The following is a 12989-nucleotide window of genomic DNA, read 5'->3' as shown; positions in this document are numbered from 1 at the left end:
ACAAGGAGTTTAAATTAAAAGCAACAATCTTTTAGAAAAGAGCGTTAAATAACAAACGATACAGGTTAAAGCACATCATAAGCGAAACACACATGGAGGATCACTAAGGTTAAAAGGATGATAAAATCAACAGCAGATGGAAATAGTATCGTCCTTAAAAGCTGAAAGACAATAAGTGGAGCAGTCAATTGTCCGATTGTTTGTTTAAGTGTGACGAACCACCCTGGAAAACGTGTTTTTCGAAAATATTTTCTAGACAAGACAAGCCCTCCATTCGCCCATTTTTTATACTTTATGCAGCAATATGATAAATGTGAGAGACAGGCAATCACAAAAGAAGGGTTAAAAACATAGAATAACTTTTACAAGTTACGGCAATACTATTGACTAAAAACAGATAAGTTGTATAAAATATATTCAGATTCTATATTGTCGCGTAGACAGGGAATAGTACAACACAACACCTTTTAGAGAGAGGATTCATCTGCTGAAAGAATCCTTAAGGATAGTTAGTTGGAAGTCGCCCTTGAGCATCTTCTCTGAAACAAGAAGTAGGAGAAGACGGTCCATCCGTTATTCATGAGTGTACAGCAAGTTTATTTAGACTTGCCGTAAATAAAGGTGGTACCGCGGAGTCCTTTCGTCCTTTTTGACGAAAGGGCTTTTTTGTTTTTTTATAAAGGCTGTTGTCTTAAACTTTGTTGTTTTAGAAAGTGTTGATTTCCGTTCTAGGCTGCTCGCTTTCCACGGGGCAGGCGGTGAGCCACATTCGTACGTTTCACTCTTAAGTGTCTCACCTGCCCACCTGTCCCGTAGGAGTCTCGCATCTTCCACTCCAATCAACTGTCAAAGGTAGCAAGGAGTTAAAAGCAACAACCATTAGAAAAGAACGTTTAGAAATAAAGGAGGAGAATAGAATGACGAACGAACAGAAAGAGCTGACGATGCCAACGAAGTATGATCCGAAGGCTACAGAAGAAAATCGTTATGATTTTTGGTTGAAAGGGAAATTTTTTGAAGCAAAGAGTGAGGAAGGGAAACAGCCGTATACGATTGTAATCCCACCTCCTAACGTAACAGGTAAACTACACCTTGGCCATGCATGGGATACAACGCTTCAAGATATCTTAACGCGAACAAAACGCATGCAAGGATACGATGTTCTATGGCTACCTGGAATGGACCATGCGGGTATTGCGACCCAAGCGAAAGTTGAAGGGAAACTTCGTGAAGAAGGAATCTCTCGTTATGACTTAGGACGTGAAAAATTTCTAGAGAAGTCATGGGAATGGAAAGAAGAGTATGCAGAGTTCATTCGTAAGCAATGGGCAAAATTAGGGCTCGGTCTAGATTATTCTCGTGAACGCTTTACATTAGATGAGGGATTGTCTGAAGCTGTAAAAGAAGTTTTCGTTACCCTTTATGAAAAAGGTCTGATCTACCGTGGTGAGTATATCATCAACTGGGATCCAAAGACAAAAACTGCTCTTTCTGATATTGAAGTTATCCACCAAGATGTTCAAGGTGCGTTCTATCACATGAAGTATCCACTGGCTGATGGATCTGGACATATTGAAGTAGCTACAACTCGTCCTGAAACAATGCTTGGTGATACAGCGATCGCTGTACATCCAAAAGATGAGCGTTATCAACATCTAATAGGTAAAAAAGCGATTCTACCAATCGTGGGACGCGAGATCGAGATTGTTGGAGATGATTATGTTGATATGGAATTTGGATCAGGTGCTGTAAAAATTACGCCTGCTCATGATCCGAATGACTTTGAGATCGGGAACAGACACAACCTTGAGCGTATCCTTGTAATGGATGAAGGCGGACAGATGAATGACAACGCTGGAGCTTATCAAGGACTAGACCGATTTGAGTGTCGAAAGCAGATCGTTAAAGATCTTCAAGAGCAAGGTGTATTGTTCAAGATCGAGGAGCATATTCATTCTGTTGGGCACTCTGAGCGAAGTGGAGCAGTTGTTGAACCATATCTTTCAACACAGTGGTTTGTTAAGATGCAGCCGTTAGCAGATGAGGCGATCAAGCTTCAAAAAGGTGAAGATAAGATAAACTTTGTTCCTGATCGTTTCGAGAACACGTATATGCGTTGGATCGAAAACATTCGTGATTGGTGTATCTCTCGCCAACTTTGGTGGGGTCATCGAATCCCTGCATGGTTCCATAAAGAAACAGGAGAGATCTATGTTGGTAAGACAGAACCGAATGATCCTGAAAACTGGGAGCAGGATACAGATGTATTAGATACGTGGTTCTCGTCTGCTCTATGGCCGTTCTCAACGATGGGTTGGCCAGACGAGGAAGCGGCTGATTACAAGCGCTACTTCCCAGGAAACGTACTCGTAACAGGTTACGATATCATTACGTTTTGGGTTTCAAGAATGGTGTTCCAATCGATCGAGTTTACGGAACAAAAGCCGTTTAACGATGTCCTGATTCATGGTCTCGTTCGTGACTCCGAAGGAAGAAAGATGAGTAAATCACTCGGCAATGGTGTTGACCCGATGGATGTTATCGAGAAGTATGGCGCGGATGCATTGCGTTTCTTCTTATCTACAGGAAGTTCACCAGGAAACGACCTTCGTTTTTATTGGGAAAAAGTAGAGTCTACTTGGAACTTTGCTAATAAGATCTGGAACGCGTCTCGTTTTGCATTGATGAACATGGATGGCATGCAATATGATGAGATCGATCTAAGCGGAAAGAAATCATTAGCTGACCAATGGATTCTGACTCGTTTGAATGAAACAACAGAAGATATCACACGTTTGATCGATGCTTACGAATTTGGCGAAGTGGGACGTTTGCTTTATAACTTTATCTGGGATGACCTTTGTGATTGGTACATTGAGATGGCAAAACTTCCACTCTATGGGGAAGATGAAGAAGCGAAGAAAACAACTCGTTCGGTTCTAGCTCATGTGTTAGATCAAACGTTAAGATTGCTTCATCCTTTCATGCCTTTTATTACAGAAGAAATCTGGCAGCACTTGCCTCATAAAGGTGAATCGATCACGATAGCTGCTTGGCCAGAAAAACGCGAAGACCTTCATTTCCCTGAAGCAGCAAAAGAATTTGCGCTTATTACTGAAGTGATTCGTTCCGTTCGTAACATCCGTTCTGAAATGAACGTTGCACCGAGTAAACCGATCGAACTGCAGATCAAACCAAAAAATAAAGAAATCCTTACAGCTCTTGAATCAAATCGTCACTATTTAGTTCGTTTCTGTAACCCTGGTGAACTCATCATCTCAGATGAGATCTCAGCACCTGAGAAGAGCATGAGCACGATTTTAACAGGTTTAGAAATGTACCTTCCGCTTGAAGGGTTATTAAATATCGATGAAGAAATTAAGAGACTTGAAAAAGAAGCAGAAAAATACGCGAAAGAAGTAGAGCGCGTACAGAAAAAATTAAGTAATGAAGGCTTTATGAAGAAGGCGCCTGAAAAGGTTATAGAAGAAGAGCGTGCAAAAGAAGCGGATTATCAAGAAAAATATGATAACGTATTGGCACGTATTAAAGAACTTCAAAGCTAACACATCATCTATACGAGGCGAATCCTTATTTCAGCAGGGATTCGCCTTCTTTATGGTTAGAGAAAGGCGGAAATAAAATGAAGTCTTATAAAGAAGCACTAGAGTGGATTCATAGCTTATTAAAATTCGGTATAAAACCCGGATTGAAGAGAGTGGAATGGCTTTTAGAACGAACAGGTAGTCCTGAAAAAAAGATCATGTGTATACATATTGCGGGAACGAACGGTAAGGGATCAACGGTAGAGTTTATAAGGAGCATCATGAATGAAGCAGGTTATTCGGTAGGTACGTTTACATCACCTTATCTCATTTCTTTCAATGAGAGAGTGTCGCTAAACAGAATTCCTATTTCTAATGATGAACTTCTTCATTATGCAAGAATCGTTCGACCATATGTTGAAGAAGTTTCTTTAACGGAACTAGGAAGTCCTACTGAGTTTGAGGTGATAACCGTCATTTCACTTCTTTATTTTGCTGATAAACAACCTGATATCGTTGTATATGAAACAGGACTAGGTGGTCTTTACGATTCTACTAACGTGATCACGCCTATTTTAAGCCTCATTACAAATATAGGGTTTGATCATATGGGCATACTCGGAGACACGCTTAAAGAGATTGCGTTTCAAAAGGCAGGGATCATTAAGAAGGGTGTTCCTGTTATTACAACAGCAGATCAAAAGGAAGCTCGTGAAGTAATTGAACACAAAGCGAAAGAAATGCATGCAGTTAACTACTTCCTTGATCGTGATTTTTCAGTCGTGCATAAAGAGAGTACACATAGTGGTGAAAGCTTTTTCTATACAGATATTGAAGACAAAAAAGAGATAAAATTTGAAATTGCTATGAAGGGAACGCATCAGATCAAGAACGCTGGATTAGCGATAGCGGCTGTTAAGTATCTAACAAGATCTCGTAGGTTTGAAATTCCGCTTTTCACATTAGAGGATGGACTTCGTAAAGCAAATTGGGCTGGAAGATTTGAAAAAGTATCACACTCACCCGATATAATAATAGACGGAGCTCATAACGAACAAGGGGTCAAAGCTCTTAAAGAAACGCTGATCAACCATTATGGTTCAAAACGAATCTTTCTTTTGTTTGCAGCTTTAGAAGATAAGGCATATGCAACAATGATGAAAGATTTAGTCAGCGTGGTCTACGAAGCATGTTTTACAACCTTTGACTTTCCAAGAGCAGCATCTGCAGAACAGTTATTGAAAGAAAGTCCACTTGAAAACTCATATAGCATCTCTTCATGGAGGGATGCATTACAACATGTAAAAGACCAATTACAGCAAGATGATGTTCTTATTATTACAGGATCTCTGTACTTTATTTCGGAAATCAGAAAAACATTTCAAAATTTGGAATAACATTTATTGTAATTTTTAGAACTTTTGATAAAATAAAAGATAATGAATTTGTCCTAGTAAAAAAGATGTGTATTTTAATAATCTATTGTTTGAAAGGGGGCAAGGTAATGGCGACTCGTATGGCAAATAGAAAAAAACGTATGATTCTTACCATATCGTGGATTTTCTTATTTCCACTCGCGATTTGGACAGCTGTTCAAATGACGAGTAATCAGCCTGATATCAATGTAATTGATCTTAGTATTATAAGCTTTTTAGCGATCGTTGTTTCCTGTTTCCCAATCAAAGTGATGAATACGAACATCTCTTTCATGTCAGGTATCAATTTAGCTGTATTCTTATACTATGGGTTAACCGTTGCCTTATATGTAACTCTTTTAGCTTTAATCGCGATGTTCATCTCAATAAAGGTTAATGTTATAAAAGAATATTATAGGTATATGGCAAACACTCTCATGTTTTCGTGGTTAATCATCTGCGAAAGCACGGTCTTTCATCTCTTAGGAGGTGAAGTGGGACCGTTTGCAGTAGACGAATCTATTAATCTGATTCCAGTGATTGCTTATGTTTTAACGGGGTTAGTATTAAATCACGTAGGTCTTTATTTTATTGTAAAAGTACTATACGAAGAAGATGTTGCTTTTTTTGAGCATGATGCAGTGTGGGACTTTGTATCTGAAGTTCTAGCAATCCCAGTGGGTCTCATGTTATATGTTCTATACTCTCAGCTTGGGCGTCCCGGTATCTTTTATGTGGGTCTACCTTTTCTATCATTATCTATCATTATTAATCTGTATCATGTCAGTCAACAGATTAACGATGCACTTCAAAAAGCGAGTGAGATCGGCCAACAGCTATCTGAACATTTGAAGGTAAACCATATACTGGATGTTTTTATTGAAAAACTGATTGGTTTTATGAATGTTGATTTTGCGTTCATTTATGACGCGGATGCGGGTGAACATCTAAAAATCATTCGTCAATATGAAAGTGAAGAAGGGATCCTCAACACAGTACCTATTAAAAAACATGAAGCAATCAGTGGAAGAGTGTGGTCGACAGGTAAGAGTATCCGTTATAGCAAATTGAAACAATGGCGTAAGATATCTGATTTATTCTTTCAAGGCAAAGCACAATCTGTCCTTTCCGTACCGATGATTAGAAATCAAAAAATCGTGGGGATCATTACGTTTGCTTCTAAAGAGAAACACGCTTTTCAAAAGCATCACTTGATCATCCTTGAAATCTTAGCAAACTATTTGGCAGTTGCGATCGATAATGCAAGAAACTACGAATCCACAAAGTTAAAAAGTGAACAATGTCCACTAACGGGTCTATATAATTATCGATATTTTGAGAGCATTCTAACTGAGATGTACCAAAACTATGAGTATTTTAGAAAGCAGTTCTCCATCATTTTATTGGACATCGATCACTTTAAGAAAGTGAATGATACATATGGTCATCAAAGTGGAAATGAAGTATTGATCCTTTTAGCTAGAAGGTTAGAAGAATTTATTGGAGAGCGGGGAACAGTTGCAAGATATGGTGGTGAAGAATTTATTATCTTGCTGCCAGAATCAGGGGACCGAGCAGGTATCCAATTAGCCGAACAGCTTCGTTCAGTTATTTCTGACCAAGGATTTGATATACATAACGATCTTACTGATCAATGCAGACATACGATCTACATCACGGCTAGTATCGGTGTGGCAACAGCTCCTCATCAAGGAGAAGATGCACTTACACTAGTGCGTAACGCAGATCGTGCCATGTATACAGGCGCAAAACAACAAGGAAGAAATAAAGTTGCCGCTTATATCGGATAATAAATCTGGGGGAGTTTCGCACCCTGGATTTTTTTATGTTTCTATCTTTTTCTTGTTCTATTAAAACGGAAAAAGCATATGTTTTAGTAGATGATAGAGAGGAGCGGATGATATGAAACAAGAGATATCCATCTTAATCAATGGTAAAGAAAAGAACTATAGTGAAGATCAAACATCAGTTAAAGAGCAGCCTGTTCATAATGAGGTTGCCGCTGCCATCGAGGAAGTGAATAGAGGAGGATATACGATCCTGGCAACTTCTCTCAAGAAACGTGATAACTTTTTTAAAAGAAAGAACGGACATGTGTTAAACAAGAGGACAAGCTTCTTGGCTCCGAGTAATGGAAAAGGCTTTCCGAAACAAATTGTTGCTGCCATACTCGGGGCTATTGTTACGGGAACCATTTTAGGTGTATTAGTCTTGACCGTATTTTCTTCCGATATCACGGAAGCTGGAGATAAAGTGACAGAAGCCTCAACTGTTCCTACAGAAAAAGTTGCAGATACTGAGAAAACCGTAACGATCAGGCCGATCCATTTAGATTTCTCTGCACTGCAAGCAGGTGTGTTCTCCTCAAAAGAACGAGCTGAAGGAGTTGTGGAATCTATAGAAGAGAAAGGTTTTTCAGCAGTTATTTTTAAAGCTGAAGAGGAGAAATATTCTGTGATTGTCGGCATTAGCAATGAAAAACATCAATTAGAAAAATTTAATGAAGCTTACCAAAAAGAAATGGATAAGCCATTATTTAAATCTCTCACGTTCTCATTCGATCAATTAAAAACACCATCAAAGCTAGATGAAACATATTTCACGAATGGTCAGATTCTTCTTCAAAACACGCTTACCCTTTCGCAGATGCCAGAAGCAAGTGGATCTGGTCTTGATCGCACACTGAGCGATTTTAACAAGTGGAAAGAGTATGGAAAAGGACAGAAAGGAAAGTGGAGTGAAAGTACGACAAAAGCCGCTTCAGATTTTGAAAAACAGCTTGAAGGTGCTTTTCTGGCGTTAAAGGATTCGAAAAAAGGGGAACTGAACTGGGCTTTTCAGCAAAAAGTCATGGATAGTCTGCAGTCATATACGAAGCTGCTTGCAACATTAAAGTAAAAGGCTGTTTTCGTAAACTTTGTTGTTTGTGGAAGTAGTTAATTTCCGTTTCAGGTGCTCGCTTTCCGTGGGGCAGACGGTGAGACACATTCGTACGTTTCACTCTTAAGTGTCTCACCTGTCTAGTTGTAGTGGCTGGACGAGCCACTTCCATTTTTCGGACTGCCCGCCTGTCCTAGCCGAGAATATGGCACCTTCCAATCCAAACAACTGTCAAAGGAGACAAACATTTAAAAGCAACAATCTTCTAGAAATGAAGGAACGAAAGTAACCTAGAGTATGGCTCGATTCTTGAGTCATACTTTTTTAGTGTCCAACAAGTTTGTGAGTGATGGAAATAAGAGTATAACAAAAGGTGTTGATTAATAGGTTTTAAGAATTTTGTCGTAATTCGTCAATGAATTTCATCATTTGCCCACATAAAATGCAGCAAAGAACCGAAAAACTAATAGAAGTATGTTTTTCGGCGTAATTTGTCTAATTTTAACAAATTTGCTATTGTAAATCTGTACGTAACGATACATCAATGAATTAGATGAAAGGTGATTACATGAAACGCCTCATATTAGCCTCTGCTTCACCTCGAAGATATGAACTTCTGTCATTAACGCTTCTTCCATTTGAAACGTTTCCAAGTACACTTGAAGAAAAAATGGATCCATCCCTTACTCCAAGTAGATTAGTTGAATCACTTGCTGAGCAGAAAGCTACAGATATTTTCACACAAAAACCGGATTGTGTTGTCCTTGGTTCTGATACGATTGTTTCTTATCAAAACAAGCGTCTTGGGAAACCGAAGGACCGTATTGAAGCTGCCGAGATGTTAAGGATGCTATCTGGTCAAACACATGAAGTTTATACGGGAGTCTGCTTAATAGACCAAACAAAAAAAGAGATTTTCTCTGTTAAGACCAGTGTTACCTTTTACACTTTAGATGAAAATACGATTGATTGGTACTTAAACACGGGTGAACCATTTGATAAAGCTGGAAGCTATGGGATTCAAGGATCTGGGTCGCTGTTAGTTGATCACATCCAAGGTGACTACTTCAATGTTGTAGGTTTACCGATTTCAAAGGTGGTACGTTCACTAAAAGAATTTGGATTTTCTTTCACCGAGTCAGTCACGAAGACTGAATAATAGGGGGGACGTAAGTGGTAACGAAGCCGCTTATGATAAAAGATTACCCATTACAGGAGAGGCCGCGAGAAAGACTCTTAAATGAAGGTCCTGAAGCACTCTCTAACTATGAATTGTTAGCTATCCTTTTAAGAACGGGTACAAAGCAAATGTCAGCAATCCAGCTTGCCCATCATATCATTCAACAATTTGAAGGATTGAGGCATCTAAAAGAAGCAACAATTGGTGAATTGAAAGAGATCAACGGTATAGGATCTGCAAAAGCAGTGGAACTGATGGCTGCCATTGAAATTGGCAAACGTATCAGTCGCCTTCAGTTTGAAGAAAGGTATACGATACGTTCTCCGGAAGATGGAGCTAGGTATCTAATGGATGAACTGCGTTTTTTACAGCAAGAACATTTCGTTTGTTTATATTTAAACACTAAAAATCAGGTGCTTCATAAAAAAACGGTATTTATAGGAAGTCTGAATACGTCAATCGTACATCCACGAGAAGTATTTAAAGAAGGCTTCAAACGCTCAAGTGCATCAATTATCTGTTTTCACAACCATCCAAGTGGTGATCCTGCTCCAAGCAGAGAAGATATTGAAGTGACAAAAAGATTAGTAGAGTGCGGAAAGATGTTAGGTATTGAAGTGTTGGATCACATCATAATCGGTGATCAAAGATACGTAAGTTTAAAAGAAAAAGGATATGTTTAACATTGTCTTTTGTTTCTTTTTTAGCGTATAATCAAACTTATGAGTTTTGCTTGATGAAAGGAGTCTACATAAATGTTTGGTGGATTTTCAAGAGATTTAGGAATTGATTTAGGAACTGCAAACACACTTGTTTACGTGAAGGGCAAGGGTGTTGTTGTGCGTGAACCTTCCGTTGTTGCTTTGCGTACTGACACAGGTTCAATTGAAGCAGTAGGTAATGCTGCTAAGAATATGATTGGACGTACTCCTGGTAACATCGTTGCCGTACGACCAATGAAAGATGGAGTTATTGCTGATTTTGAAACAACAGCTACAATGATGAAATATTTTATTCAGCAAGCCCAAAAGAATCGCTCTGTTTTTGCTCGTAAACCATATGTGATGGTATGTGTGCCATCTGGGATTACTGCAGTTGAAAAACGTGCTGTAGAAGATGCGACTAAACAAGCGGGAGCTCGTGAAGCTTACACGATTGAAGAACCGTTTGCAGCTGCAATTGGTGCAGACCTACCTGTATGGGAGCCAACAGGCAGCATGGTTGTTGATATCGGTGGTGGTACGACTGAAGTTGCGATCATCTCTCTAGGCGGAATTGTTACAAGTCAGTCTATCCGTATTGCTGGAGATGAGATGGACGATGCGATCATCGCTTATATTAAGAAGACTTATAATCTTATGATCGGTGAAAGAACGGCTGAAACACTTAAACTAGAAGTTGGTTCAGCAGGTGCGCCTGAAGGTATCGAGGATATGGACATCCGCGGTAGAGATTTGTTGACAGGTCTTCCAAAAACGATTACGATTACGGCGGAAGAAGTTTCCAGTGCGTTGCGTGATACTGTAAACAGCATCATGGATGCTGTGAAAGTAACTCTTGAGAAAACACCACCAGAACTTGCTGCTGACATTATGGATCGTGGTATCGTTCTAACTGGTGGAGGTGCTTTATTAAGAAACTTGGATAAAGTAATCAGTGAAGAGACGAAGATGCCTGTTATCGTGGCTGAGAACGCGTTGGATTGTGTAGCAGTTGGAACTGGCCGTGCGCTTGAAAATCTGCACCTTTTTAAATCCAAGGCTGGTATAACTTCTAGATCTAAATCCAAGTAAGTAGGTGTATTTTCATGCCACATTTTTTTTCGAATAAACGCCTTATCATTCTACTAGTTAGTATTATCATTCTAGTAGCTCTGATCGGTTTTTCGATGAAAAAAAGGGAAAGCCTAACCTTACCTGAACAGTTTTTAAAAGATTCTGCAGGACTAACACAAACGATTTTCTATAAACCCGCTAATACACTAGCGGGTTTCTTTGAGAATTTAGCTGAAATGAAACAGCTATACAAAGAGAATCAAATGTTAAAAGCTAGGTTAGATGAGTACGCAAAACTTTATGTACAGTATGAGGAAGCTAAAAAAACAAACGAAACACTTAAAGCACAATTAGACAAAGAAGAAGATCTCACTGATTTTAAAGTGAGAGAAGCTACAGTGATCGGTCGCTCCCCTGACCAATGGAATCAATTCATCTACATTAATAAAGGGGAAAAAGATGGTATCAAACCTAAGATGGCAGTCATTTCACCTCAAGGATTTATTGGAAAAGTAACCAACGTCTCCTTGTTTCAATCAACGGTTCAGTTGATCAGTGATAATGACCGTACGAATCGTTTTTCTGCCATCGTTCAAGGTGAGAAAAACATATTTGGAACGATCGAAGGTTATGATGCAAAAAAACAAGCGTTAGTGTTTAAAAAGATTCCAGTAGACGCAAAAATTAAAAAAGGCCAAAAGGTCATTACATCTGGTCTTGGAGATGTCTTTCCTCCTAACCTGCTCATCGGAGAAGTTATTGATATTGAACCAGATGAAGTGGGATTGACGCAAACTGCTTACTTAAAGCCTTCAGCCGACCTGTATGATATTGATCATGTGATGGTGCTTGAACGCGAAATGCCTGCAGTGGATGAAAGTTTAAGAGAAAAGGAGGAAGAATGATGAAAAAAATCTTTCTTCCTTTTCTTATCTATTTAGCTTTTATAAGTGAAAGTTCTTTAGTACAAGCTTTCTTGCCTCAGGATAATAGTATGGATTGGCAACTGGTCCCTCGTTTTTCAATGGTATTAATCTTGTTTGTTGCCATTTATGTAAACACGACTTACGGACTTTTGTATGGGCTGGCTTTTGGTTTGCTCACGGATCTTCTGTATACAGACATCATTGGTGTTTATTTATTTTCAATGGCTGCTACGGCATACATTACATCAATTTTTTCAAGATATTTATTTGGGAACTTGATCGTAACTTTGCTTCTTTCCGTAGTAGGGGTTTCCATTTTAGAGTTTTTTGTATACGGTTTGAACAGTCTTATAGGGATCAGTACTCAGATGCTAGATGTATTCCTGTATAAAAGATTGTTGCCTACCCTCATCTTAAACGGTTTCTTTGCGATACTCATTTATTATCCGTTTGTAAAGCAGTTGAACCAAATAAAGGATACTCTAAAAGAAAACTAACTTCTGCAAAGAGGAATTTAGACCTAGCTGTCGAATGTTAGTACGTTGAGGTGAACAATGGCAATGGTACAAAAACTCCAGCACAACGTAACAATTAAAGGAACAAAAGACGGCCTCGTTTTATTGTTGGATGATAAGTGTTCCTTCGATTTATTAGTCGAGGAACTTAATGATAAATTAACCGCCGGAAGCAGCCAAATGTTAAACGGACCTGTGATTTCCGTTAAAGTAAAAGCAGGGAATCGTTATTTGACAGCTGAACAAGAAGAGAAATTAATAGAAGTTCTTAAACAAAAAGAAAATCTTATCCTAGATCACATTGAGTCAGAGGTTATCACAAAAGCTGAAGCCGAAGAGATGAGAAAAGATGCTCAAGTAGTAACCGTTTCAAAAGTCGTCAGATCAGGTCAGGTGCTTGATGTTCAAGGAGACCTGCTTCTGATCGGCGATGTAAATCCTGGAGCAACAGTTATGGCGACAGGAAATATTTATATTCTTGGTTCGCTAAAAGGCATCGCTCACTGCGGAACGAAAGGGAACGAAGAAGCAATCATTGCAGCATCCGTAATGAAGCCTTCTCAACTCAGGATTGCTCACCATATTAATAGAGCACCAGACTCTTATCCCGAACTAGGAAATGAGATGGAATTTGCTTACATATCCAATGAAGAAAAACAGATTCGTATTGATCGAATCAGTGCTGTTCATCGACTAAGACCGAAACTGAACAGTTTGCTATAGAAAGGGGAA

The 12989-nt window shown here is 39.0% G+C and carries 11 protein-coding genes and 1 other annotated feature; of the genes, 10 read left to right on the top strand and 1 reads right to left on the bottom strand.

The features are described 5' to 3' along the window. Positions 1–65: 65 nt before the first annotated feature. Positions 66–260, bottom strand: a complete 195-nt coding sequence (locus ABE65_RS15040; protein ID WP_066396554.1) for a hypothetical protein — start codon at positions 258–260, stop codon at positions 66–68. 168 nt (positions 261–428) lie between these two features. Further along, positions 429–651: a binding site (T-box leader), on the top strand. A gap of 266 nt (positions 652–917) precedes the next feature. Between ABE65_RS15040 and ABE65_RS15035 the strand changes: the two genes are divergently transcribed. From ABE65_RS15035 to minC, 10 genes are all read left to right on the top strand, one after another. Further along, a complete protein-coding gene (locus tag ABE65_RS15035; protein WP_066396551.1) occupies positions 918–3566 on the top strand; it encodes a valine--tRNA ligase in 2649 nt (882 codons plus the stop codon). A gap of 77 nt (positions 3567–3643) precedes the next feature. Beyond that, complete coding sequence (locus tag ABE65_RS15030) at positions 3644–4942, top strand: bifunctional folylpolyglutamate synthase/dihydrofolate synthase (RefSeq protein WP_066396548.1); 1299 nt, start codon at positions 3644–3646, stop codon at positions 4940–4942. Between the two features lie 107 nt (positions 4943–5049). Next, entirely contained in the window at positions 5050–6771 is a 1722-nt protein-coding gene (locus tag ABE65_RS15025; RefSeq protein ID WP_197480309.1) for a sensor domain-containing diguanylate cyclase, read from the top strand. A gap of 112 nt (positions 6772–6883) precedes the next feature. After that, complete coding sequence (locus ABE65_RS15020; protein ID WP_066396546.1) at positions 6884–7879, top strand: ornithine decarboxylase; 996 nt, start codon at positions 6884–6886, stop codon at positions 7877–7879. A 550-nt stretch (positions 7880–8429) separates the two neighbouring features. Further along, complete coding sequence (locus tag ABE65_RS15015) at positions 8430–9020, top strand: Maf family protein (RefSeq protein WP_066396544.1); 591 nt, start codon at positions 8430–8432, stop codon at positions 9018–9020. A gap of 32 nt (positions 9021–9052) precedes the next feature. Continuing rightward, positions 9053–9724 carry a RadC family protein gene (gene radC / locus ABE65_RS15010; RefSeq protein WP_153238010.1) on the top strand — a complete coding sequence of 224 codons (672 nt, stop codon included), beginning with the start codon at positions 9053–9055 and terminating at the stop codon, positions 9722–9724. 72 nt (positions 9725–9796) lie between these two features. Next, the gene (locus ABE65_RS15005) at positions 9797–10834 is read left to right on the top strand and encodes a rod shape-determining protein (protein ID WP_066396540.1); all 1038 of its coding nucleotides are present in this window, start codon (positions 9797–9799) and stop codon (positions 10832–10834) included. A gap of 14 nt (positions 10835–10848) precedes the next feature. Beyond that, positions 10849–11721, top strand: a complete 873-nt coding sequence (mreC, locus tag ABE65_RS15000) for a rod shape-determining protein MreC (RefSeq protein ID WP_066396538.1) — start codon at positions 10849–10851, stop codon at positions 11719–11721. Next, the gene (gene mreD, locus ABE65_RS14995; protein ID WP_082861460.1) at positions 11718–12239 is read left to right on the top strand and encodes a rod shape-determining protein MreD; all 522 of its coding nucleotides are present in this window, start codon (positions 11718–11720) and stop codon (positions 12237–12239) included. Before mreC ends, mreD begins: the two co-directional genes overlap by 4 nt. Before the next feature lie 63 nt (positions 12240–12302). Further along, entirely contained in the window at positions 12303–12980 is a 678-nt protein-coding gene (minC, locus tag ABE65_RS14990; protein WP_082861459.1) for a septum site-determining protein MinC, read from the top strand. Positions 12981–12989: the final 9 nt, after the last annotated feature.

Origin of the sequence: Fictibacillus phosphorivorans (assembly GCF_001629705.1) — a bacterium.
Classification (GTDB): domain Bacteria; phylum Bacillota; class Bacilli; order Bacillales; family Fictibacillaceae; genus Fictibacillus; species Fictibacillus phosphorivorans_A.
The sequence above is the reverse complement of the archived record's forward strand: the minus strand, read 5'-3'. Positions and strand labels throughout refer to the sequence as shown.